A 23,057-nucleotide genomic window follows, 5' to 3' on the forward strand; every position below is an offset into this window, starting at 1 on the left:
GCGATCCATGCCCGGTCGCGCCACGGCTCACCCGGTGGCGCCGGGGAAAAGCCCGTTGCACCCGTCCATGCCGCTGGTGTCCAGCAGCCAGTTGCCGCCGCTCTTCACCAGCGCGAAGGGCACCTGCGTCGCCTTCGCCGCGTCGGTGAGCAGCGAAACCGTGGCGCTGGCGTTCTTGCCCGTCACGTTCACGTTGTCCACGCTTCGCACCGAGTAGCGCGGCGCCAGTTGCTTCTCCTGCGTCAGGAAGTCCTTCGCGTCCTTATCGCTGCACGTGCGCCGCGCCGAGGCGGGCACGTCGTCATCCAGGATCGCCTTCGCGTCGCCGCTGTTGTAGTGGCCGACCAGGCTGCTGACCCGGTCCTTGATCTTCGCCGTGTCGTCCTTCGCGGAGCCGCCGCAGGCCACGGTCAGCACCACGATCGCCGCGCCGGCCAGCGCGGCCGCCCAATCCACCCGCCTCACGCACCCGGTCTCCTGCTCTGTGCTTGCCACGCCGCTCCTGCCGCGGCAGGCGCCGCGCCGCACGCCGATCATACACCGCGTCACGACCAAACCGGGAAGGGCGGGCGCCCGGCGCTTGCGCCGAGGCGGCGGAGGGAGCTTGATCAGATCAGGGAGGCCACGTCGGCCGGAGGAAGCGGCGATGCCCCTGCGGGTGGGACTGGTCGGCGCCGGCCACATTGGCGGGGCGCACGCGCGGGCGATCCGCGGCGTGATCCGGCGCGAGCTGGCGGACGCCGAGTACGTGGCCGTGGCCGACCGCGAGATCGATCGCGCCCGCCGCTTCGCCGAGCTGGCCGCGCTGCGCCACGTCTTTGCCGACGGGCATGCGCTGATCGGCCATCCCGAGGTGGACGCCGTCTACGTCTGCACGCCGACGCGCGAACACCGCGAGCTGGTGCTGCACGCGGCGCGGGCGGGCAAGGCGATCTTCTCTGAGAAGCCGCTGGCGGTGGATCTCGCCACGGCGCGGGAGATGACCGCGGCCGTGCAGGCCGCAGGGGTGACCAACCAGGTCGGCCTCGTGCTGCGCTTCTCGCCGATCCTCACCGTGCTGAAGGATTTGACGGGCGACGCGCGCCTCGGCCGGCCGATGGCGCTGATCTTCCGCGACGATCAGTTCTTCCCGATCCAGGGCCACTACGCCAGCGCCTGGCGCAAGGACGTGGCGCTGGCCGGCGGCGGCGCCTTGATCGAGCACAGCATTCACGACCTCGACCTGCTGCGCTGGCTGCTGGGCGAGCCCGAGTGGCTGCGCGCCGAGACGCGCAACTACGCCGGCCACGCGGGCATCGAGGATCTGGCGCACGTCACCCTGGGCTACGACGGCGGCTGCGTGGCCACGCTGGTCTCGATCTGGCACAACGTGCTGAGCCGGCCCTCGCTGCGCCGGATCGAAGTCTTCTTCGAAAACGGCTACTTCACGGTCGATCACGACTTTCTCGGCCCGATCCGCATGCACACGAGCTGGGCCGGGCCGGCCGAGTTGAGCGAGGCGCAGGTGCTCGACCGCTACTTCGCCCTGGCCGGCATCGAGGGCGAGGCGGAGCAGCAGGCGGCGCAACGCTGGTCGCTGCAGGACCTCGCCTTCCTGCGTGCCGCGGCGGCACACCGGCTGGCCTTCCCCGATTTCGCCGTCGCCCTGCGTGCCCACGAGCTGGTCGATGCCGTTTACCACGCGGCAGCCACGCGCACGGAGATCCGTTTCAGCAGCGCCTGAGCAGTTCAGGAGGCAGCCGCGGCCTCCGGCGGCTCGCCGGCGTCTTTCGCCTCGATCGCCTCGACGCGTTGCACGAAGCCCAGCACCGCGGCGTTGAACGCCTCCGGCCGTTCGAAGTAGGCCGAATGCCCTGCTCCGGCAATCATCTGGTACTCGGCGTGGGGCACCAGCGCCGCGGCCCGCTGCACGATGTGCGGCGGCGTGATCGCGTCGTGCTCGCCCACGAGGAAGAGGATCGGCACGCCGCACTCGGCCAGGAAGGGCGAGAAGGTGCCGCGGTAGCCGGGCTGCAGCGCGAGGAAGTCGGCCGGCCGCTTCGGATTGAGGCGGTTGATCTGGCGATAGAGAAAGGCCATGCACGGGTTGGCCTCGGCGTACCTCGGCCAGAGGGCGCGCTCGAGCAAGGTGCTGCCGGCGGGCAGGCTCGCCGTGTGCCGGCGTTGCAGCTCGCGGACTTCGTCGCTCACCGAGCCGGCCGTGCTGCCCGCGAAGATCACGCCGCGCAGCCGCTGCGGCGCCCGCCGGATCAGCCCCGCCGCTGTACGGCCGCCCATCGACTGCGCGACGAAAACGAAGCGATCGATATCGAGTTGGTCCAGCAGCTCCAACACATCGGCGGCGAACTGCGCCCGGCCTCCTCCGGTTGAGTCGAGCGACTGCCCGAAGGCCCGGTGATCGAAGGTCACGCAGCGGTAGTTGGCGCTGAAGACGGGCACCTGCTGCCACCAGCTCATGTGGTTGCCGCCCGCGCCGTGGGCGAAGACGATCGCCGGTCCCTTCCCCTGGCTCTCGTAGTAGAGTTGAATTCCGTTCACCGCCGCCAATGGCATCGTCCTGCCTCCCGCGCTGCACGCGCCCGCGGTGCATTATAGGCGGTGCGACAAGACGGCGGCGGCGTTTGAGCTGAGGTGCGGGCGTGGAACAGTACCCTGCGCTCACCGTCGCGGTGGCCGAGCAGATCGCCGCCCTGCTGGGCTGTGCGCTGCATGCGGCCTCCTACCGCGCCGGCGGTGCGCCTGTGTTCGAGCTGACCGTGCCCTCGCATTCGCTGGGCGTGCCGGTCTCGCTGCTGCTCTGGACCGGACTCGGCCGCGCCGATGTGCGCATCGGCGATTCCAGCATGGTCTTCAAGCAGATCGCGCAGGTGGAGCTGTATCCGGGCGTCGAGGTGCTGTTTCGCCGCTTCACGCCGCCCGGCTACTTGTTCGTCAGCGTCGGCGGCCGCGCGAGCATGGTGGTGTGAAGTGGAGCCGCGGCGTGCGGCCCTCACCCCCCTCTCCCATTCGTTGCACGATGGGCGAGGGGCGATCCTTTGGGTACTGCTCCATCGACGTGTAGTTAACCGCACCGGCTATGGAACGCACTGCCCGGGATCGCCCCTCTGCTTCTCTTGATTGGACATCGCGCTCCAGGCGACAGGGATCATCGGGAGAAGGAAAGGGGGTCGGGGGTGAGGATGAGGGCCGCACGCTCAGTGCACGAAGATGATGGCCAGGACCAGGGCGAGGCAGAGCAGCGCCGCCATGCCGTCACCCGGGCCCAGGCGCGGGCGCTGCACCGGAAACTCGCGCGCCTCGGCATCGCCGTAGCCGCGGGCATTCATCGCTTCACCCAGCTCGGCGGCGCGGCGCAGGTTGGCGTTGATCAGCGCGGCGATCCAGCCTTCGACGGCGCGGCTGCGCGATTCGATGCTGCCCTGCCCCAGCGCCAGGCCGCGCGTCGCCTGCGCCTGGCGCAGCCGCGTGACCTCTTCCGCCATGATCGGCAGGAAGCGCAGGCTGATCGCGCACATCGTCAGCAGCTCGTCCACCGGCACGCGTAGCCAGCGCAGCGGATGCAGCAGCACGCCCAGCGCCGTCACCGACTCGGAGGTCGGCGTCGTGCGGTTCACCACCGAGGCAGCCAGCGCCAGCAGCAGCAGGAAGCCCGGCAGTCGCACCGCATCGGCCAGCCCCTTGTCGGTGGCCACGGCCGGACCGAGGCGCAGCAGCGGCGCGCCGTCCGTCGTGAACACCAGCAACACAATGCCGAGGCTCAAGGCGAAGAGCAGCGGCCGGATGCCGCGCCAGATGAGCGCGGGCGAGAGCCGGGCCAGCATCAGTGCGCAGAGCAGCAGCGCGGCGACGGCGAAGTGCGCCCACACGCGCCCGGTCAGCGCAAGCGTCATCGCCAGGATCAGGGTCATCAGCAGCTTGGTGCCGGCCCACAACCGGTGCACCGGCGTGTTCCCCGGCACCGCGCCGATCTCGAGAATGCCCTCAAGCACCGGCCGCGCCCCTTCGCTCGGGCCCGGCCGCGCCAAGCGCCGGCGCCAGCACGGCCGCCGCCCGCTCCACGTCCAGCCAGTCGCCGCCGAAGGCATGGCCACGCGCGGCCAGCTCTGCGCGCAAGCGCACCAGCGGCGGCGGCGCCAGCCCAGCTTTGGTCAGCAAGTCCGCGTCGCGCAGGACTTCGCCCGTCGCCCCGGCCGCCGCCACGCGGCCGTCGGCCAGCACGATCACGCGCTCCGCAATCGCCGCCACCTCTTCCAGGTCGTGGGAGACGATCAGCACCGCCGTGTTCTGCTCCTCGCGCACCCGCTCGATGCAGGCGTAGAGCCGGGCGCGGCCCGGATCGTCGAGCCCGGCCGAGGGCTCGTCCAGCACCAGCACGCGCGGGCGGCGCGCCAGCAGCACGGCCAGGGCCAGGCGCCGCTGCTCGCCGCCGCTCAGCGTGAACGGATCGCGCGCCCCGTACTGTGTCGGGTCCAGCTCCACAAGACGCAGCGCTTCGAGCACCGCCGGCGGCGGCCTGGCCAGCAGCTCGCCGATCGTCATTCCGTTCCCGGCGACGCCAGGCGGCAGGATCGGCACGAGGCCGATCGCGACTTCCTCCATCACGCAGGTGGTGAAGAACTGGTCTTCGGGGTTCTGGAAGGCGAGCATCACCGCGCGCGGCCGCGAGTTGGCCACCGGCTTCGGTCCGCGCCGGCCAGGCTGCAGCGTCCAATTGTGGCGGGCCAACCAGCGCCGCGGATTCAGCAGGCGCAGCAACCAACGGCCGAATGCCTTCAGACGCCGGCCCCACGCGTTCAACGTTGGCGGCGCGGTCACGTCCGCGCCGTCCAGCAGCACCCTGCCGCCCGTCGGCGCCAGCAGGCCGGCGACGATGCGAGAGAGGGTGGACTTGCCCGAACCACTGACGCCGACCACGGCCACGCAGTCGCCGGGCGCGAGGTCGAAGGAGACATCGACCAGCGCCGTGTGCTGCATTGGCGTGCCTTTGAGGTACATGTGCCGCAGGTGCTCGACGCAAAGTGTCATCGCGCACCTCCGCTGACCGAGGTCTGCTCCAGCAGGGCGACAAGCTCGGCGCTGAGGGCGTCGGTTGAAGTCGGCAACGGATCGATGTCGACGCCCAGCTCGCGCAGCCGCCGCGCCAGCGCCACGGGCGCGGGCAGCGACAGCACGACCTCGGGGTGAGCGCCGATCAGCTCGCGTGGCGTACCTTGCGCGACGATCTGGCCCGCCTTCAGGACAACAAGCCGGTCGGCCGGCAGCGCCTCCTCCAGGCGATGCGTGATCCACAGCAGGCCGATGCCGCGCTCGCGACAGCCCAGCAGCAGGCGCTTCGCCTCCTCGCGCGAGGCGCCGTCGAGCAAGGCGGTCGGCTCATCGCAGACGAGATAGTGCGGGCCGCGCGCCAGCACGCCGGCCAGCGCCAGCCGCTGCTTCTGCCCGCCCGAAAGGCGCCAGGTCGCGTGCGCCTCAAAGCCCTCCAGCCCCACGGAGCGCAGCGCCTCCAGGCTGCGGCGGCGGCCCTCCGCCGGGTCGAGGCCCGCGGGCATGCCCCAGAGCACGTCTTCGAGCACGCTGGCGCCGACGATCTGATGGTCGGGGTTCTGGAAGATCAGTCCGACGCGGCGGCGGATCGCCGGCAGATCGCGTGGCTCCGCGGTGGAGAGGCCATCCGCGCAGACGCTGCCCCGCTGCGGCGCGATCAGGCCATTGAGGTGGCGCGCCAGCGTCGATTTGCCCGAGCCGTTGTGGCCAAGCAGGGCCACGAACTCGCCCGGCGCCAGGCTGAGGGAGACATCGCTCAGCGCGGGCCGCTCCGCTCCCGGCGGCGTATAGCTCAGGCCGGCCACCTGGATGCCGCTGCTCGACGGAGGCTGCGGCTTACCCGGCCACAGGCGGCGCCTGATCGAACGCATCACTCGCGCCCCGTCTGCTCGGGCGGCAGCGCCGGGCCGGCGAGCGGGCGCGCCTCCATCGCCCAGCGCCCCTCGCCCTCACGGCTGCCCGTCGCGTTGTGCGCGGCTTCGGCCTCCTGCGGCAACGGCCGCGCCGGCACGGCGACACGCTGCGCGAGGCGCAAGGCACGGCCCCGTGGCCGCGCATCGCCAGAGGCTTCGCCCGCACGGTTCAGCCGCCGCTCCAGCCCCGCCAGCGCCCGGCCGCGTACGCCTGCCGGCCGCTGGCGCTCGCCGCGCGCCGAGCCATGTGCCCAGGGGAAGCGCAGCGGCGGCGGCTGCACGCCGAAGCGCGGCATGATCACTTCCAGGATGATGTACTCGGCCGTCTCGGCCACGAGCAGCACCGGCCAGGCCACGACGGGCAACAGGTACAGCCAGTAGCGGATGAACCAGGCGATGCCGTCGTTGACGCGCGGATGGATCTGCTGCCACCAGGCGCCGAGGCCCGCCAGGCCCAGCAGCGCCCCCCCGAGATTGGCGATCTGATGCAGGGTGAGCGAGATACCGTGCTCCGTGGCCGTGCGCCAGGACGGGATCAGCAGCGCCCAGGCGATCACGCCGATGCAGAGGAACACCCAGAGGAAGGCCGCGCCCGTGAAGATCGTGCGGCTCACGCGCCAGCCGCGGCGCAGCCCGATGCCCAGTGAGGCGCCGCGCAGGAAGAGCGTGCCGACGGCGAAGGCGCTGAACGGCCCGGTCAGGAAGGCGACCAGCAACGAGGCCACGGCCGCGGACTCGATCGCCACGCGCCAGCCGCGCCGCACGAGCAGCAGCAGGAAGGGCACGGGCGAGATCGTCGCCATCGCCGGGCCGGCGTAGGGCACGTACAGGCTGATCAGCACGATCAGCACCGCGAGGTCGCCCAGCAGGGCGCCTTCGGCGATCGCACGAGCGTCTGGCGCCCGGTTGCTTGCTGCAGGTGATCTCGCTGGCGTCAAGCCGCCCCCCGGGCTGCGCGTGGCGTGCTCCCTCCAGCATACGCCAGTTGGCCGCGATCCGTTTCAAGATAGTAACGCTCGCACATAAGTGGTTTACCGTTCCGTGCCTCTCGCGTGCGGCACGACACAGTTGTCCCGGCGCGGGCCGGCGTTCCTTGCTCTCCGCTTTCGCGGATGTGGGATACTGCGCGGAGAGAGGTGTCTCGATGAACGAGCACTCGTCGCGGGCGCCGCACGGCGATCAGCCCGACGGAGAGGCTCGCGCAACCATTCCCGCGTTCGGCCCGCCGCCCGCAGCAGCCATGGCGCTGCACAACGAGGGCGGCGCGGCGCCCGGGCTGAACGGCAGCAGCGCGGCGTGGTCGCCGGAAGCCAGCGCCGCCGCGGCGCCGGCGAGCAGCTCCGCCGCCGCGGCCGAGGCGCGAGCGGTGGGCATGGCGGCGGCCGCGGTGGCCGCGCCGCTGCCCTCGAACCTGCGCGGTGTCCCGGAAGCGGCCGGCAGCGCCCGCTTTACCAACCGCGAGCTGAGCTGGATCGACTTTAACCAGCGTGTCTTCGCCGAGGCGGAGAACCCGGCGCGGCCGTTGCTGGAGCGCATCAAGTTTTTAGCGATCTACGGCTCCAACCTCGACGAGTTTATGATGGTGCGCCTGCCCGCCCTGCGCAGCAAGGTCAAGGCCGGCGTCTCCGAGCCGGGGCCCGACGGCATTCCACCCTCGCGCCTGCTGGCCGAGCTGCGCGCCATCGTCGCCCGCTGCCTTGAGAACGCGGCGCGGCTGCTGCGCGAAGTGCTGATTCCGGCCCTTGCCGAGCAGGGTGTGCTGCTCGTGCGCCACGCCGATCTGAACCCGCGCCAGCAGGCGGCGCTGCGCGACTACTTTGAGCAGGACGTCTTCCCCGTCTGCACGCCGCTCGGCTTCGACCCGGCCCACCCCTTCCCCTTCATTTCCAACCAGAGCACCAACCTCGCGGTGCTGCTGCTCGACCCGGAACTGGGCCGCCGCTTCGCCCGCGTCAAGATTCCCACCGTGTTGCCGCGCCTGGTGGAGGTGCCGCCGGACGCCGAGGCCACGCCGCTGAGCGCGGCCCTGCCGCAGCAGCACACCTTCATCTGGCTCGACGATCTGCTGGCGGCGCACCTGGGCGCCTTCTTCCCCGGCGTCGCGATCGAGGAGGCGCATCCATTCCGTGTGCTGCGCCAGGCCGAGCTGGCGATCCAGGAGCTTGAGGCCGCCGACCTGCTGGAGCTGGTGGAGAGCGGCGTGCAGCAGCGGCGCTTCGGCGAAGTGACGGCGCTGCAGGTGCAGCCCTCGATGCCGGCCGCGCTGCGCACGCTTTTGCTCGAATCCATCGAGGTCGAGCAGCAGGATCTCTACGTGATCGACGGCGTGCCCGGGCTCAGCTCGTTGATGGAGCTGACGGCGCTGCCACGCCCCGACCTCAAAGACGCGCCCTTCGTGCCGCGTACGCCGATCGAGCTGACGGGCCACGAGGATATGTTCGAGGCGATCCGCCAGCAGGACGTGCTGCTGCACCATCCCTTCGACAGCTTCGACCCCGTGGTCGAGTTCATCCGCAAGGCGGCGCTGGACCCCGGCGTGGTCGCGATCAAGCAGACGCTCTACCGGGTCGGCCAGAACTCGCCGATCGTCGAGGCGCTGCTGGAGGCGGCGGAGTGGGAGAAGCAGGTCACGGTCCTGGTCGAGCTGAAGGCGCGCTTCGACGAAGAGCACAACATCGACTGGGCCAGGCGGTTGGAGCAGGCGGGCGTGCACGTCGTCTACGGTCTGCTCGGCCTCAAGGTGCACTGCAAGCTGGCCCTGGTGGTACGGCGCGAGCGCGAGGGGTTGCGCCGCTACGTGCACATCGGCACAGGCAACTACAACGCCGCCACCGCCCGCGCCTACACCGACCTGGGGCTGCTCACCTGCCGGCCGGAGATCGGCGCCGACGTCTCCGAGATCTTCAACTACCTCACCGGCTACTCGCGCCAGACCGAGTACCGGCGGCTCTTAGTCGCGCCCGTGAACATGCGGCACGAGCTGCTGCGCCGCATCGACCGCGAGATCGGCCACGCCCGCCGCGGCGGCCATGCCCGCCTGATCTTCAAGATGAACGCCCTGGTGGACCCGGAGATGATCGACGCGCTTTACCGCGCTTCGGCCGCGGGTGTGCAGGTGGATCTGATCGTGCGCGGCATCTGCTGCCTGCGGCCCGGCGCGCCTGGCCTGAGCGAGACCATCCGCGTGGTCAGCATCGTCGGCCGCCTGCTGGAGCACAGCCGTCTCTACTACTTCCACAACGGCGGCGGCGGCGAAGAGGAGCTGCTGCTGGGCAGCGCCGACCTGATGCCGCGCAACCTCGACTACCGCGTGGAGACGCTGGCGCCGGTCGAAGACGCGGGCATCAAGCGCTACCTGGTCGACGACGTGCTCAACGGCTACCTGCATGACAACGTGCAGGCCACGCTGCTGGGGCCGGACGGTATCTACCGCCGCCCGCAGCGCGGCGCCGAGGAGCCGCGCATCGACATGCAGGCGCGCCTGATCAACGCGCCGGATCTGCTCGTACGCCGCATGGCCGAGAGCGACGACATCACCACGAGCTGGCACAGCGTCGATCGACCTCGCCCCCTCTGGATCGACGAGTAGCGCGCCGATGGCCGGCTGGCCGCTGCGGAGCACACCTCGCCAGGTGATGGTGGTTCACCCTCACTTTTGCTGACGACGGTCGGCCGGGGCTTGGTACCGCACCACCCTGAGCGCGACGTCCGGTGTTCGCGCCGGCGAACGACCGTCAGCAGCCGTGGGTGCGGGTCGTGCCGCGCCTCTGTGGGGGCAAGCGACGACCCTGACACCCACTGGTGACCATGCTGACCTGGCTCTCACCAAGTGTAAGGGAGAGCCACCACCATCTGGCGAGGTGTGGTTACCAGCTCTGTAAGCGACGTAATCGTTTCGTAAGAAAGTTTGCCTATGGTCTGCTTGGTCGAATGATAAGCAAGAACGAGGATTGAAAGTGAAACGCGTTCTTCTGGCCGTCAGTCTTGTAGCGGTTGTGGCATTCAGCGCCCAAGTTTTGGGGGTGTCCGCGCCACATGCGTCGGCCTCTGTCACAAAGGGCAATTTGTTCTTCGACGGAAACATAGTGGGCACAGTTGTTACTCCTGTCAGCATCCCGGGTGAAGGAACGGATCCTTTTTACAAGGTGACAAACGGCGTCGCCGGCCAACTTGGTGTCGCGGGGGTGGCCCCAGGGAGCCCTGGCTACCACGGCGGTCACTGGGCAGTCAGTACCGTCAGCTTTCATGTGGGGGTCGTTCCTTATCTGCTGACCTCTGCAGCAGCGGTGCAGAGTGCGCTGTCGAAAGGCGACGTGACGGTGACCCGCGCTCCGGCGGCAGACTTCCTCTGCCCGATTCAGCCGTGACTGAGAGTCTGTTCACAGAAGATCGGCGCGTTTGAAGGTGTGGCAGGCGCAATCAAGGCGGAGCAGCGCGTCGTGTGTGGCAGTTAGCTGCTCAAAGTAGACCAGCAGCCGGCGAAGGTCGGTTGCTCCAGGAAAACGCTCGCTCTACCACCCGGTGCCGCGCTTTGTACACCCGGTTGGCCTGCTGTGAGGAGCGGCGGACTGACTCTCACCAAGAGTGAGGATGAACCGCCATCACCTGGCGAGGTGTGCTGCGGAGCCTGTGCACCCGTTCGAGCGCGGCCGCCGGAGCGCGGCGCAACCGTCGGAGACTTCCAAGCCAACGGCCGGCCGCAGCCGCGACCCACGGCTCGCTGATGTGGGCAACATTGGTCCCACTCAGAAGTGATCCATACAGTAGGGCAGGAAGTCGCCGCGGAAGAGCGCGTCCGCGGTTGCCAGCGTCCGCGGAACGACGGCGCCGTGCAGCAGGCCGAGGCGGGCGAGCAGCGTGGCCGTCGCGCTGCCGCAGGACAGCATCGCCAGCGCCCGCGGCGAGAGGGTGAGTTCCGGCTCGTGTCCGCTGCGCCGCACCCGCGCCGCCCCGCCTTCGACCGCAAGCTCCCAAACGCCGCTGTTCCAGGGGCACAGCTCGTCATCGACGGCGAAGCGCAGCCGCCCGTCGGCAGCGTAACCGCGGCCTTCCAGCGCGGCCGGAAGATCGACCAGTCGCAGCCAGGATCCATCGACTGCCCGCGTGTGCAGATCGCGGGGTTCCTGCACACTGCAGAAGAGCGGATCGTCGGCCGGCAGCGCGTTGAACAGCACCGTGTGGGCACGGTCGTAGGCGGCGAGATACTGGATCAGCGCCCGGTGCGCCGCGGGGCTGTGCCAGACGAGGTCGCGCACCTCGATCTTGACGTTGCCGCTGCCGTGCTCGGCCGGCGCCTGCTCTACGTGGTAAAGCAGATAGCCCCGCACCTCGCCCGCCTCCTCGTAGGCGGCGATCAACTCCGGGGCATCATCCGGATCCCATTGCCGCAGCAGGCCGCCGAGCCACCAGTGACTGCTGCGGCGCAGCATCAGCGTGCGCGGCGTGGCGAAGCGTTCGTACGCGGGGGCGATGCGGTCCATCACCTCAGCATGCGGCACGAGGCGTACGCGGCCCGGCGTGGCGACCTCGTCCACGAAGGCCAGGCGGCGGGCATCGAACGCCGGCATCTGGCAGGCGTAACCCAGGCCGTAACCGAAGCGCTGGTAGATCGCGGCCATACTCGCCCAGAGCATGGAGAGCGCCTGCTCCTGCTCGCGCTGGCGCTGGAAGGCGCGGCGCAACAGTTCCCGCAGGTGGCCGCGGCGGCGGTGCGCCGGCGAGGTGACCACACCGGTCAGTCCGCCACAGGCGATCTCACGCCGGCCCCAGACGACGGTGAAGGGACGCACGGTGAGCCTCGCCGCCACCTCATCTCCAGCGAACGCCGCCAGGTGTGCGTCCGCCGGATACCAGCCCGCGTCGCCGAGCCGCCTGTCGATCTCCGCCTGCGCCGTCGAGTTGCCGAAGCCGAGCTGGCGGGTGTAGAGCACGCGGGCCATTTCGTCCGGCCGCGGCTGGCGATACTCGATGCTCATGGCGGCTCCTGATCAAGGCCGGCCCGCAGCCAGCCCAGCATCTGCCGGATCTGTTCATACGCCCGCAGGCGGGCGGCGTCGCTGCCCTCGGCTTCGGCCGCGACGCACGCCTGCCACATGCGGCCAACGGTGGACGGGCCAAGCTCCAGCAGCCCCTCGCTGCCGCCGGCGGCCCAGCGGGCCAGCACGTAGCGGCACAGCGCGCCGAGCGGAATGCCGGTGTTGCGGCTCAGCGTCCGCAGCGTGCTCAGCGGCTCGACCAGGGAGTAGAGCGCTACCTCGTGCTTGAAGTTGGCGTCGGGGTCGTCTTCCGGCCACGGCCCGGCCCAGCGCGCGAGGCGGATCAGCGGCTCGTCCTCAGCCATCGCGCCGGCTCAGCCCGCGAGCCGCGCCAGCGTGGCCGTCTCGGCGCCGGCCGCGACCATCTGCTCAATCGCCAGCTCGGCGTCGTGGGCCTGCAGGTTGACGCCACGGCTGGCGTCGAGCAGCAGTGTGGCGGCGAAGCCCTCTGCCAGCGCGTCCAGCACCGTGGCCTTCGCGCAGTAGTCGGTGGCAAGCCCTCCGACGCAGACGCGCCGCACGCCGGCCGCCCGCAGCAGCGCCGCCAGCCCCGTACCGTCCGCAAGACGCGCCTGGAAGCCGGAGTAGGCGTCCTCCTCCGCGCCCATACCCTTCGAAACGATCTGTGTGCCGGCCGGCAGTTTCAAATCGGGATGGAAGGCGCCGCCTTGAGTCTCCTGCACGCAGTGCGGCGGCCAGACGCCGCCAAACGCCTGGAAGTGCGTGGTGCGCGCCGGGTGCCAGTCGCGCGTGGCGAACACCGGCCGGCCGGCCGCGGCGAAGCGGCTCGCGTACTCGTTCAGCACCGGCACGACGGCATCGCCCTCGGCCACGGCCAGCGAGCCGCCCGGACAGAAGTCGTTCTGCACGTCGACGACGATCAGCGCCGCGTCGCTCAGATCGGCGGCCATGATGGCTTCCTCCGACGGCTGACCGTATCTCGGGTCGAGCCGGTCCGTGCGCATCGATGATATACCGCGCCGGCACGGCGGAGCCGCACCCACGCTTGCGCACGCGCCAAAGGGAGCGCCGGCATCGTGGATGGCGGTGTGCGCACCGTGATCGCTGGCTTGCTAGAATGAGCCGAACCGTTCGGCGCCAGCGCGTGAGGCGGCCATGCCCGAGCTGCCCACCGGCACGATCACCTTCCTCTTCACGGACGTGGAGGGTTCCTCCCGCGCCTGGGAGGAGCATCCCGCCGCCATGCGCCGGGCCATGACCCGCCACGACGCGCTGCTGACAGCAGTCTTCGAGCGGCACGAGGGCGTGGTCGTGCGCCCGCGCGGCGAGGGCGACTCGCTGTTCGCCGTCTTCGTGCGCGCCTCCGACGCCGCAGCGGCGGCGCTGGCGGGGCAGCGGGCGCTCGCCGCCGAGGACTGGGGCGCGATTGGGCCGCTGCGGGTGCGGATGGGCCTGCACACGGGCGAAGCGGACCTGCGCGAGGGCGACTACTACGGCAGTGCCGTCAATCGCACCGCCCGTATCCGCGGCGCCGGGCATGGGGGCCAAATCCTTCTCTCCCAGACCACTGCCGACCTGGTGCGCGGCACGCTGCCCGCCGGCGCAACGCTCACCGAGCTGGGCCGCCACCGCCTGCGCGATCTGCGCGAGCCGGAGCTGATCCACCAGCTCAGTGAGCCGGGCCTGCCGGACACCTTTCCGCCGCTGGCGACATTCGATGCCCGCCCTAACAATCTGCCGCTCCAGCTCACCAGCTTCGTGGGCCGCGAACGCGAGCTGGCCGAGGTCACGGGTCTGCTGCGCGAGCAGCGGCTGGTCACGCTGACCGGCCCCGGTGGCACGGGCAAGACGCGGCTGGCCTTGCAGGCAGCCGCCGAGGCACTGGACGCGTTCCCAGACGGCGTCTTCTTCGTCGATCTGGCGCCGCTCGCCGATCTGGCCCTGGTGCCTTCGGCGATCGCGCAGGCGCTGGGCGTGCAGGAACAGCCCGGCGTGCCGGCGCAGCAGAGCCTGGGCTACGCGCTGCGCCAGAAGCGCCTGCTACTGCTGCTCGACAACTTCGAGCATCTGCTCGAGGCCGCGGGACTTGTAGGCGTGTTGCTCCAGGCGGCGCCGGCACTGACGGCGCTGGTGACGAGCCGCGCGCCGCTGCGGCTGCGCGGCGAACGCGAGTATCCCGTCGCGCCGCTGCCGCTGCCGCAGTCCGAACGGCTGACGCCAGCGCAAACGGCCGGCAACCCGGCGGTGGCGCTATTCGTGATGCGGGCGCGCGAGGTCCGCCCGGATTTCGGCCTGACGGAGGAGAACACCGCGTCTGTTTCGGCGATCTGCGCCCGGCTGGACGGGCTGCCGTTGGCGATCGAGCTGGCTGCAGCGCGCGTGCGGGCGCTGGCGCCGGCGGCGCTGCTGGCCCGGCTCGAACAGCGGCTGCCGCTGCTCACCGGCGGCCCGCGCGATGCGCCCGCGCGCCAGCAAACGCTACGCGACGCGATCGCCTGGAGCCACGCCCTGCTCACATCCGCCGAGCAGGCGCTGTTCCGCCGCCTCGCCGTCTTCGCCGGCGGCTGCACGCTGGACCTCGCCGAAGCCGTCTGCGCCGACGACCAAAGCCCACCCCAAGCGGACGACCAAGCTTCGATAGGGGCCGTTCGTGAACGGCCCGTCGCGGCGCAGCCGCGAGCAACGGCCTCCGCGAACCCTCAACCAACGAATCTGTCCCCTACACTCGCGAACGCAGCGCGGGCGGTTCCCGAACCGCCCCTACCGGCCCTTACCAAAGATGCGATCCTCGACACCATCGCCTCGCTGATGGAGAAGAGCCTGCTGCGGGAGAACACCGGCGCGGACGGCGAGCCGCGCTACGCGATGCTGGAGACGATCCGCGAGTTCGCGCTAGCGGAGTTGGAGACGAGCGGCGACGCGGAGGCCATTCGCCGCCGGCTCGCCGTGCAGATGCTGCAGTTCGCCCGGCGCTGCGCGATGATGCTCGACTGGCCATGGCTGGATGCCGATCTTGCCAATGCGCGGTCGGTGCTGGGCTGGTGCATTGCTGAAGCGGAACTCGGCCTCGGCGTGCGGCTGTGGCGGGCGCTACGGGATTACCTGATCAACCGTGGACTCAGCAAAGAGGACGATCTGTGGCGCCGACGGCTGCTGGCGCTGCCGGAAGCGGTGCGGCCGAACCTGTCGCGGGCGTGGCTCCTCATGATCTCTTCGCTGACTTACGGCCTCTCCGCTGCCGAGCAGGAGCACGGCGCGGCTGGTCTTGAAGAGGCAATCGCCTTGAGCCGGGAGCTGGGGGAACGACGCTGCCTGGAGCAGGCGCTGTCGCTTCTCGCTGTGCTCCGCTCAATTCAGGGCAGGTACGATGCCGTGCCGCCGCTGGCCGAAGAAGCGCTCGCCCTCGCTCTTGAAGCTGGGTCCGGCCCGATAGTCATGGCGTCGCGGATACAACTCACCGAAGCAGCGTTGGCTCGCGGAGACGTTGCGACTGCCGAAAGCCTGATCGCGGCAATCCGGCCTATCCCCCGGAATGCTTTGTCGCTACCGCTGCTGGTCGAGACCTGGCTGGCAGAGGCACACGGTGACGACGCCCAGGCGCGAGCATTGCTTGAGGAGGTCGTTCAGAGTATCGGGGCTAAGCAGGTTGAGGAAAGCCCACACAGACTTATGGGGCTTACCATCCTCGCGCGGGTGATGTTGCGGCAAGGGGATGCCCCGGCAGCCGTGGCTGCTTGCGTCGAGAGCCTTACAATTCATCGCAAGGTTGGTTCGTCGCGCAACCTGCCAACAACCCTCAACGTGCTCGCGCAGGCGGCCGAGCGCGATGGCCTGCTGCTTGTGAGCGCCAGGTTGCTCGCGTGCGTTGACGCGCTGCGGCGAATGTTCGCCGGCGAGCTGCTCGGCTTGCCGGCCGCGCAGCAGGCGGCGGTCACGCGGGTGCGGTCCGCGCTCGGCGAGGAGGCGTTCGCGGCGGAGTGGGCCGCCGGCGAGGCGCTGTCGGTCGAGCAGGCGATCGATCTCGGGTTGGCGGTCGCGGCGGAGCTTCAGCGCACGCTCGCAGCGCAGCCAGGCGACTCGCCAACACCTGGGTGATGGACGCTCCCGCGCGCTTTACCGCCCGCCGCTATGCTCGCCGTAGCTGGCTCAAGATCGTCGGGTCGCTGATGTGGGTGTCGGCGGCAAGCAGGAAGGCCTTGCTCAGAATGATCGAGAGCACGCCGTCGCCTTCGAAGGGCAGCGCGAGGCCGCCGGCCGGGTCCGCGCCACGCGAGCGGGCCGAGGGCACAATACACAGGTAGCGGCCGTCCGGCTCGATCAAGATGTTGCCGCTGCCCAGGTGGATACGGTACGTGTGCAGTTCGCCGCGCACCAGCAGGTAACGCTCCTCCAGCGTGCAGCGTCCTGCGATCTTCAGCCGCGGCAGCAGCCGCGCCAGCACCTCGCGCCGCGTGAGCGCTGAGGCGTTCAGCTCGCCGAAGGCGTACTCGTGCCAGTAGACGCCGTACTGCTGACCGAGCGGGCCTGCGCCGCGATCCTGCCACTGCGGGTCGTTGCCGATGCTGGCGACGCCGACGAACAGGTCGACCTCGCGCATGACCTCGGAAAAGAGCAGCGGCCGAATCTCTGTGAGCGGCAATGGCCCGCCCCGCCGGGCACAGAAGCGCACCTGGTCGGTCGAGCAGTAGAGCAGCACGCCCGAGGCAGTGCCGTCGTCCAATCCCTGCGCCTCGATCCAAAACTCGACGCGGCCGCCGCCCGGCAGAGCACGTGTGGCGCGGGTGGTGAGCGGCGCATCGTAGATGGTCACCATCGCGTAGCGCCAGCCGCGCTCGTCGCAGAGCCGCTTGAACTGGTGCTGTCGCAGGATGTGCGCGGCGAAGCGGTTGGAGTAGGCGCCGGTCGCACGCTCGGCGTCGGTGAGCAGGTACAGCTCGCGATGCGCCTGCTTGAAGGGCTGGGCCACGGCGTGCGCCTCGAGCCACTCACGCCAGGCGGCCGCAACCTCCGGCGACGTATTCAGCGGGTGCCAGAGGCGAACCAGGGCGCCTTCGCCGGGCCAGGCAACCGGCTCGCCTTGCGCGTTGACCAGGCCCTCATCGTGCCAGATCACGGTCTCCGTGTGGCCGTTCGCTTCGACCTGCCAGACCAGGCGGCGGGCGATGTGGCGCACGAGCGGGTGGTCGAGATACCGTTCGCGCCACGCGACCGCAGACAGGACGCGTTCGCCCAACAGCAAGCGCTCGATGCGGTCGCGTTGCGCGGTCAGTGCCTTGCCCAGCTCGTCGCGCTCGCGGCGCAGCGCCTTCAACGCCTCGGCGTGCTCGGCCTTGAGCGTCGCGGGCGGCGACTTGTACTGCCTACCGGAGGCGTCGCGCCAGCGCCATTCGCCCGGCCGCGAGCCGGCGATCGCCAGCTCGGCCGCGAACGCGCCGATCTCGCGCCGCAGGCAGCCGTCGTCGTCGAAGCCGACCTCAGACACGGTCTGCTCCTCAAGCTCGTCGCGGGCGATGCCCAGCCGCCGCGTGGCTTCCGCGAGCGCCCGTTCAATCGCGGGCCGCTGGTTGCCGTCCTTCAGCCGGCGCGAGAGCTGCAGCAACTGCACGGCCGGCTCACTGCCCGGCATCTGGCCAAGTGCGTAGATGCAGGCGTTGGCGGCGAGGATCGAGCGCGCGGTGGCGTAGGCATACTTGCGGTGCAGCGCCTCGGCCGCACGGGCCACGGCGCGGGCCAGCTCGGCGTTTTCGGTCAGCGAGCAGACCCAGGCGCAGCCGCGCACCGTCTGCGCATGCGCCGGCGAAAGGATCTGCGCCAGCGGCGGCTCCAACAGTGCCAGCCAGCCGATCGCCTGCGCGGCGAACACCTGCTCCCCCACGCCGTCCAGCAGCGCGCGGGCCTCGCGCAGCCACGCCCGTGACGGGCGAGCCTGCGCCGCCTCGCTCATGTGGATCAGCAACGCCCGCCAGGCTTCGCTCTCCCCCTCCGGCAGGGTGGCGATATGGGCGCGCACGGCCCTGGGCAGCGAGGGCGCCTCGCCCAGCGCTTCGCGGAACGCCGCTGGGCCGGGGTGGTAGCCGTTCACGTTCTGCCCGATGCGGTCCCACACCCGGCGAATCGCCTCGAACAGCGAATCGCTGCGGCCGAAGACCCGATCATGCCGCTCCACCAGGTTGAGCAACGCCAGCCAGTACTCGTCTTGAGAGGGCACGGGCCAATCCGCACCGAAGAACGGCTCGATCATCTCCGCAGAAACCGCTGGCAAGGTGTGTAGGAGGCCCACACCGGCTCGATGCAGTACCGTCAGCTCGACTCTCGCGGCTTCGCTGCCTGCACGCTCAACCGCCGCGCCGCCGCGCTCGCCCCAGCGCAGCAGCGCCCGTCGGGCGACCTCGGCGCGCAGGCCAGGATCGGCAAAGAGGACCGCATGGCCCTCCGGGCCGGGCAAGAACCCATCGGTGTACAAATCCCTGTCGTATAGGCGCCGCCAGGCGCACGCCTGCGGGGCAAACGCGGCCTCCGGCAGCCGGTCGATCAGTAGATCAGCCTCTGCGGCGAGCGCGTCGCCGTCGTCTGAGGAGGGTTGGGCCGCATCCTCGCTCGTGACCATCGCCCGCCTCCGTCTGCTACCCGCCGACCAACGGCACGAGCTTCAAGAAGCTGATCTCCGTGCCGCTGCGAAGCTCGATCTCCTCGTCCAGCCGCTCCACCTGGCGATCGTCCACGATCACGATGAAGCCGTTGCGCGTGAAGGCCTCCAGCGCCCGCAGCGCCTGCGCTTCCGCATCGATCGGGCGTGGCGCCGTCATGCGGTAGCCGCGGGCGGTGCGCTCGGCGCCCAGCGGCTGCACCAGCCCCTGAAACAGCTCGCCGGCGTTGCGGTTATATTCGTCCACCTCTTCGCACACCCGTTTGCTGATTAACTCGGCGACCGTGATCTGCGCGGTGAGAAAGGCCAGGCTAAACGTGCGCGTGCACTGCCCGGTGGCCGTCTCGTCGTGTACCGTCACCGCCGCCATCGTTCGTGCCTCCCACGCGCTCGGCGAACCGCTGCGCCGTACCTTCGAGCATCGGTCCACGCCGGTTTCAGCAGCAGCCCGATTCAGTCCAGTATAGAACATTTGTACTGAACTGACCAGCGACAAAACGGCGACGTTCGCGGGCCGGCGCGTTGTGCCCTGCCTCCGTGGCGGCAATCATGATAGGGGTGGCCCCGTCGCCGGGTGACCCGCACAGCGAGGATTCGAGATTGGCGCGGCTGAGCGACCTTGCCGTTGACGCGTCCTGGCGCGCGGCGCATCCGGGCGCGATCATCGGGCTGCTGGCGCTGGGCGCGATCGAACCCGGCGACCAGCGGCCGTTCGCCGCGCGCCGGGCGGCGCTCGCAGAGGAGTTGCGGCAACGCTTGGCCGGCAAAAGCCGCGCCGATCTGCTGGCCGAGCTGCCGGCCCTGCGGGCGTATGCCGACTACTATCGCCGCTTCAAGAAGACCTACCACGTACTGCTGCAGCTCGAATCGGTCGCCTTCAAAGGCCGCCCGATCGCCGGTCCCGGCCCGCTGGTGGAGACCGCATTCATGGCCGAGCTGCACAACCTGCTGCTCACAGCAACGCACGATCTCGACATGCTGGCGGCGCCGCTGCGCCTCGCGGCGGCGGACGGCACGGAGCGCTACGCCGCGCTCGGCGGCCAGGTTGCCGAAGCGAAGGCCGGAGACATGCTGATGGCTGACGCGGCGGGCACGGTCTGCACCGTGATCCACGGCCAGGCGGCGCGTGGCAGCGTTTCGACCGCCACAAGCCGGGCGCTGTTCGTCGTCTATGCGCCGCCCGCTATCGCGCCGAGCCTGGTGAGCGCACACCTGGCCGAGATCGAGACGCTCGTACGGCTGTTTGCGCCCGGCACGGAGCGCGAGGGCCAGGACGTGATCGGCGCAGGCTGAACCGCGGCACGCAGGCTCAGGCGATGTGCAACACGGCTTTGCCGGCGATCTGTCGGTCCATCAGCGCGGCGAGGGCGGGACCAGGCTCGCGCCAGTCGGCCTCCAGGGCGATCTGCGGATCGAGTTTGCCGGCGGCGATCAGCTCCGCCAGGTAGGCGAGCGCCCGTGACCCGGCGCCGGGTTCGCGCTGCAACTCGTGGAAGAGATTGAATCCGTACAAGCGCACCCCTGGCCGGCGGCGCATCTCGTTCGCCGTGATCTGCAGCGGCTCACGCGAGGAGTCGCCGAAGGAGACGATCAGGCCGTCCTGCGCCGCGCGGGCGCAGGCGGCGGCCAGCGAGGCGCCGCCCACCGACTCAAGCAGCAGATCGAACTCCGCGCCCTCGCGCTCGAAGCTGGTCATCACCTCGCTCGCCCCCAACTCGCGCAGCCCCGCCGCGCGGCCGGCGTTCGCCGCAACCCCCGTCACCCGCGCCCCAGCGAGCGCGGCCAGTTGCACGGCGAAGCGGCCCACACCGCCGGCCGCGCCCGTCACCAGCACACGCCGGCCGAGCAGCAGCCCGCCCAGGCGCAGCGCGAAGAACGCCGTCAGCCCGGCGACCGGCAGCGTCGCCGCCTGCGCGAAGCCGACCGCCTCGGGCAGCGCCGCCAGTTGCCCCGTGGGCACGGCGACACGCTCGGCCCAACCGCCGCCACGCGCCAGGCCGACGACGCGCACCCCCGCCGCCGGCCCGCTGCCGTCCGCGGCTGCGCGTGCAACCACCCCGGCCACGTCCCAGCCCGGCCGCGCGCCCGCGGCCGAGCCGCTGAGTCCGCGCACCTCGCCGCGGTTGAGCGAGATCGCCTGCACGGCGATCAGCGCCTCGGCGCGGTGCGGCTCCGGCTCGGCAACGTCCCCCATGGCGACGGGGACATCCGCGCCGGGCGTGGCGACAAGCGCTCGCATGCTCCTGCCCCTTCGTGGGCGCCCGGCTGGCTCAGCCGCGCAAACCGCGCGGGCTCCCGTTCGCCGCGTTCGGTCCGGTTGGAGGATACAAAAAACGTCCCTCCGTCGCGTTCTCGGGCGACGAAGGGACGTGGAAACGGGGCGGATCAGGCGCTCGCCGCCACGGCGGGACGCCAGCGGCGGGTGAAGCGCTCGATGCGGCTGTCCGCGGCGAGGCTGCGCGGCTGACCCGTGTAGAAGGGGTGACAGGCCGAGCAGACCTCGGTGCGAAGCTCCGGCCGGGTCGAGCGCGTCTCGAAGCTGTTGCCGCAGGCGCACTGGACCCGTGCCGGGCCGTAGGTTGGATGGAGGGTTGATTTCGTCGTGTTCACGAACGTGTGCCGTTCTGCCGGATGCTGCCGGCGAGTGGTTGCTGGATGCGGGTGATCGCCAGCGGAAAAGAAGCCCGGACGGCGGGCTGCCGTCGCCGGTCTATGCCTGGCGGCGCCGGTCGCCGGCGGGGCGCGGGCCGGCGGGTTGTCGCGCAAGGCGCATCAGCGCGGCGAGCCGGGGCGCCGGGCGCGGCAGGGTCGCCGAAACTTTGGGCCGTTCACCGCGGCCTTCGGCCTGGCGCATGCGAATAAATTCCATGTCGGTCATGGAGCTACCTCCTCCCAGAGGGTCAAAAGTGAGGGCGACGAGAAAGGCATCGGAGCGGGGCGTCGATTCGTGACGGGCGGTGCGACCGGCTGTCCAACGCGGCGCGGGCGATCGGCTCGGCCGCTGTCGCTACGCCGCCAGGGATTCGACGGCGTCGGGCCCGGCGGGCGCGGCGGCGCCGCGGCTCATGCGCTGCCCAGCGGCGTTCGCCTTCAGGGCAGCCAGCGCCCGGCGCTCGCCGGCGATGCGGGCAACGTCGCGCGATAGGTCGCGCAGGCGTGCCTGGAAATACAGATCTTCGATCATGGAACCCTCCCGTCGAGGCGGGCTGCTGCCCGTCCCCGCGTGCCTCGGTTGTCTAATTCCATCACTCTGGAACAATAGAATAGTAGCACAAAGCGCCCACCCCGGCAAGCGGCGTCCCTCTCTGCACGCGTGCATGCTCGCACGCCGGGCAACGAGAAAGGCGCGGCGCCGCGGGGAGGAGCGGCGCCGCGCCTGGAGAGGAACACGGCTATTCGGATCGGAATCAGCTCAGCCGCCGGATCGGGGCAGTCCCGCCGCCGATCGTCGCGCCGCCGGTCGCGGACGGCACCGGCGTCGCCGCGTGGGGGTAGAGGCTGGGAAAGGTGCACGGCAGGTTCGCGATGACATCCGCCAGGAAGCCGTACTCGTAGCCCCGGACATCGTCGTCCGAGCGGTCCAGCGCTGCGGCAAGTTCCCGGAAGGTCGCCCGTTCCCCCGCGCTCAACTGGTTCCACCACTCGCGGTTGTCCGCGATGAAGGCCTGGACTGCCGCGTCGAGCGGCGCCGTATCGGCCGGTTGAGTCGTCATCCGTTCTCTCCCTTCAGCGTCCATATCGCTTCGCCGCCCCCGGCGAGCCGGGGCGGGTGCGCCGCCGGAGGCCGCCGGGGGCAATCCGTCGGCAGCGCCGGCATCGTCGGCCCCGCAGCCCGGCGGGGCACCCTCGCCGTCGGCGGGCGCTCAGTTGAGCCGCGTCGTGCTGCTTGGCCCGTTGTAGGAGCCGGCGGTCGTGCCGCTGGAGGCCGCGGGCACCGGCGTCGGCGCCGGAACGGGCTGCGGGACGAAGGGGTTCGGCGTGTTCTGGATCACCATCCAGATGAAGCCGAGGCTGCTCTGGCCGTATTCGACATACCCGTAGCCCTCGACATCCTCGCCCTGCTGCTCTGCCGCCGGGGCAATGAGCCGGCCGAAGAACGCGCGTTCCTTGGCGCTGAGCTGACCCCACAGGTCCTGGAGCTTGGTCGCGAAGCCCTGCAGCTCCGCCGCGGTCAACGGCTCGCAGATCTGCTCGGTGGTCATGGCTGAACTCCTCGTATTGTTTATTGTGGTCGTCAGGATTGTTCGCCGCCCGCCGGCCGGCGGGCAGCGGGTAGTCGCCTAGAAGTCGCTGCTGGTGACACGCCCGCCGAACGGGACCGGCCGCGCGCCGAGCTGGGGGATCTCCTCGCCGATCGCAAGCGTCGGCACGACGGGCAGCACGGCGCCCAGGCCGGCCACTCCGCCGCCGGGCAGCATCATTCGGGCCGTATCTTTACCACGCATCTTTCATCTCCTG

Annotated in this window: 24 protein-coding genes; 6 read left to right on the top strand and 18 right to left on the bottom strand. The window is 70.5% G+C overall.

The genetic code is table 11. From position 1 onward, the window contains the following. Nucleotides 1-27: 27 nt before the first annotated feature. Nucleotides 28-465, bottom strand: coding sequence for a hypothetical protein (locus VKV26_14355; GenBank protein ID HLZ71080.1), 438 nt, complete (start codon nucleotides 463-465; stop codon nucleotides 28-30). A gap of 181 nt (nucleotides 466-646) precedes the next feature. Here VKV26_14355 and VKV26_14360 point away from each other — a divergent pair, with 181 nt between their 5' ends. Then, the gene (locus VKV26_14360) at nucleotides 647-1,723 is read left to right on the top strand and encodes a Gfo/Idh/MocA family oxidoreductase (GenBank protein HLZ71081.1); all 1,077 of its coding nucleotides are present in this window, start codon (nucleotides 647-649) and stop codon (nucleotides 1,721-1,723) included. Between the two features lie 5 nt (nucleotides 1,724-1,728). Here VKV26_14360 and VKV26_14365 read toward each other — a convergent pair whose 3' ends face one another. Continuing rightward, nucleotides 1,729-2,553: an alpha/beta fold hydrolase gene (locus tag VKV26_14365; GenBank protein HLZ71082.1), complete on the bottom strand. Its 825-nt coding sequence runs from the start codon at nucleotides 2,551-2,553 to the stop codon at nucleotides 1,729-1,731. Nucleotides 2,554-2,639: 86 nt separating this feature from the next. On the opposite strand from VKV26_14365, the gene VKV26_14370 reads away from it, so the two are divergent. After that, nucleotides 2,640-2,966: a hypothetical protein gene (locus tag VKV26_14370; GenBank protein HLZ71083.1), complete on the top strand. Its 327-nt coding sequence runs from the start codon at nucleotides 2,640-2,642 to the stop codon at nucleotides 2,964-2,966. A gap of 228 nt (nucleotides 2,967-3,194) precedes the next feature. Here the strand turns inward: VKV26_14370 and VKV26_14375 are convergent, their stop codons facing one another. Genes VKV26_14375 through VKV26_14390 form a run of 4 tightly spaced genes read right to left on the bottom strand, consistent with a single transcriptional unit; the run spans nucleotide 3,195 to nucleotide 6,895 of the window. Next, nucleotides 3,195-3,989 (bottom strand): energy-coupling factor transporter transmembrane component T, encoded by a 795-nt coding sequence (locus tag VKV26_14375; protein ID HLZ71084.1) that lies wholly within the window; start codon nucleotides 3,987-3,989, stop codon nucleotides 3,195-3,197. Beyond that, a complete protein-coding gene (locus VKV26_14380) occupies nucleotides 3,982-5,025 on the bottom strand; it encodes an ATP-binding cassette domain-containing protein (protein HLZ71085.1) in 1,044 nt (347 codons plus the stop codon). The genes VKV26_14375 and VKV26_14380 overlap by 8 nt, the downstream gene beginning before the upstream one ends. Continuing rightward, nucleotides 5,022-5,915 (bottom strand): ATP-binding cassette domain-containing protein, encoded by an 894-nt coding sequence (locus VKV26_14385; GenBank protein ID HLZ71086.1) that lies wholly within the window; start codon nucleotides 5,913-5,915, stop codon nucleotides 5,022-5,024. The genes VKV26_14380 and VKV26_14385 overlap by 4 nt, the downstream gene beginning before the upstream one ends. Next, a complete protein-coding gene (locus VKV26_14390) occupies nucleotides 5,915-6,895 on the bottom strand; it encodes a DUF2232 domain-containing protein (GenBank protein ID HLZ71087.1) in 981 nt (326 codons plus the stop codon). The genes VKV26_14385 and VKV26_14390 overlap by 1 nt, the downstream gene beginning before the upstream one ends. A 206-nt stretch (nucleotides 6,896-7,101) precedes the next feature. Here VKV26_14390 and ppk1 point away from each other — a divergent pair, with 206 nt between their 5' ends. Beyond that, nucleotides 7,102-9,546, top strand: a complete 2,445-nt coding sequence (ppk1, locus tag VKV26_14395) for a polyphosphate kinase 1 (GenBank protein ID HLZ71088.1) — start codon at nucleotides 7,102-7,104, stop codon at nucleotides 9,544-9,546. A gap of 367 nt (nucleotides 9,547-9,913) precedes the next feature. Next, on the top strand, nucleotides 9,914-10,324 hold the full coding sequence (locus VKV26_14400; protein ID HLZ71089.1) for a hypothetical protein: 411 nt from the start codon (nucleotides 9,914-9,916) through the stop codon (nucleotides 10,322-10,324). Between the two features lie 378 nt (nucleotides 10,325-10,702). Here VKV26_14400 and VKV26_14405 read toward each other — a convergent pair whose 3' ends face one another. From VKV26_14405 to VKV26_14415, 3 genes are read right to left on the bottom strand one after another with little or no spacing between them, the layout of a single operon-like run. Beyond that, on the bottom strand, nucleotides 10,703-11,932 hold the full coding sequence (locus VKV26_14405; GenBank protein HLZ71090.1) for a GNAT family N-acetyltransferase: 1,230 nt from the start codon (nucleotides 11,930-11,932) through the stop codon (nucleotides 10,703-10,705). Beyond that, nucleotides 11,929-12,297 carry a DUF6027 family protein gene (locus VKV26_14410; protein ID HLZ71091.1) on the bottom strand — a complete coding sequence of 123 codons (369 nt, stop codon included), beginning with the start codon at nucleotides 12,295-12,297 and terminating at the stop codon, nucleotides 11,929-11,931. Before VKV26_14410 ends, VKV26_14405 begins: the two co-directional genes overlap by 4 nt. A 9-nt stretch (nucleotides 12,298-12,306) precedes the next feature. Then, entirely contained in the window at nucleotides 12,307-12,903 is a 597-nt protein-coding gene (locus VKV26_14415; protein HLZ71092.1) for a nicotinamidase, read from the bottom strand. A gap of 205 nt (nucleotides 12,904-13,108) precedes the next feature. On the opposite strand from VKV26_14415, the gene VKV26_14420 reads away from it, so the two are divergent. Next, complete coding sequence (locus VKV26_14420) at nucleotides 13,109-16,048, top strand: adenylate/guanylate cyclase domain-containing protein (protein ID HLZ71093.1); 2,940 nt, start codon at nucleotides 13,109-13,111, stop codon at nucleotides 16,046-16,048. A gap of 31 nt (nucleotides 16,049-16,079) precedes the next feature. Here VKV26_14420 and VKV26_14425 read toward each other — a convergent pair whose 3' ends face one another. After that, complete coding sequence (locus VKV26_14425; GenBank protein ID HLZ71094.1) at nucleotides 16,080-18,560, bottom strand: DUF4132 domain-containing protein; 2,481 nt, start codon at nucleotides 18,558-18,560, stop codon at nucleotides 16,080-16,082. 16 nt (nucleotides 18,561-18,576) lie between these two features. Next, on the bottom strand, nucleotides 18,577-18,969 hold the full coding sequence (locus VKV26_14430) for a hypothetical protein (protein ID HLZ71095.1): 393 nt from the start codon (nucleotides 18,967-18,969) through the stop codon (nucleotides 18,577-18,579). A 230-nt stretch (nucleotides 18,970-19,199) separates the two neighbouring features. On the opposite strand from VKV26_14430, the gene VKV26_14435 reads away from it, so the two are divergent. Beyond that, nucleotides 19,200-19,892 (top strand): hypothetical protein, encoded by a 693-nt coding sequence (locus VKV26_14435; protein ID HLZ71096.1) that lies wholly within the window; start codon nucleotides 19,200-19,202, stop codon nucleotides 19,890-19,892. 16 nt (nucleotides 19,893-19,908) lie between these two features. Here VKV26_14435 and VKV26_14440 read toward each other — a convergent pair whose 3' ends face one another. The 7 genes from VKV26_14440 to VKV26_14470 all read right to left on the bottom strand — a co-directional run bounded on the left by VKV26_14440 (nucleotide 19,909) and on the right by VKV26_14470 (nucleotide 23,044). Beyond that, entirely contained in the window at nucleotides 19,909-20,838 is a 930-nt protein-coding gene (locus VKV26_14440) for a zinc-binding dehydrogenase (GenBank protein HLZ71097.1), read from the bottom strand. 146 nt (nucleotides 20,839-20,984) lie between these two features. After that, nucleotides 20,985-21,209 carry a 50S ribosomal protein L31 gene (gene rpmE, locus VKV26_14445; GenBank protein ID HLZ71098.1) on the bottom strand — a complete coding sequence of 75 codons (225 nt, stop codon included), beginning with the start codon at nucleotides 21,207-21,209 and terminating at the stop codon, nucleotides 20,985-20,987. A gap of 100 nt (nucleotides 21,210-21,309) precedes the next feature. Next, a complete protein-coding gene (locus tag VKV26_14450; GenBank protein ID HLZ71099.1) occupies nucleotides 21,310-21,477 on the bottom strand; it encodes a hypothetical protein in 168 nt (55 codons plus the stop codon). 129 nt (nucleotides 21,478-21,606) lie between these two features. Then, on the bottom strand, nucleotides 21,607-21,783 hold the full coding sequence (locus tag VKV26_14455; GenBank protein ID HLZ71100.1) for a hypothetical protein: 177 nt from the start codon (nucleotides 21,781-21,783) through the stop codon (nucleotides 21,607-21,609). Between the two features lie 223 nt (nucleotides 21,784-22,006). Continuing rightward, a complete protein-coding gene (locus VKV26_14460; protein HLZ71101.1) occupies nucleotides 22,007-22,312 on the bottom strand; it encodes a hypothetical protein in 306 nt (101 codons plus the stop codon). A gap of 150 nt (nucleotides 22,313-22,462) precedes the next feature. Beyond that, nucleotides 22,463-22,801, bottom strand: coding sequence for a hypothetical protein (locus VKV26_14465; GenBank protein HLZ71102.1), 339 nt, complete (start codon nucleotides 22,799-22,801; stop codon nucleotides 22,463-22,465). A gap of 78 nt (nucleotides 22,802-22,879) precedes the next feature. After that, the gene (locus VKV26_14470) at nucleotides 22,880-23,044 is read right to left on the bottom strand and encodes a hypothetical protein (GenBank protein HLZ71103.1); all 165 of its coding nucleotides are present in this window, start codon (nucleotides 23,042-23,044) and stop codon (nucleotides 22,880-22,882) included. Nucleotides 23,045-23,057: the final 13 nt, after the last annotated feature.

Source organism: Dehalococcoidia bacterium (assembly GCA_035310145.1).
Lineage (GTDB): Bacteria > Chloroflexota > Dehalococcoidia > CAUJGQ01 > CAUJGQ01 > CALFMN01.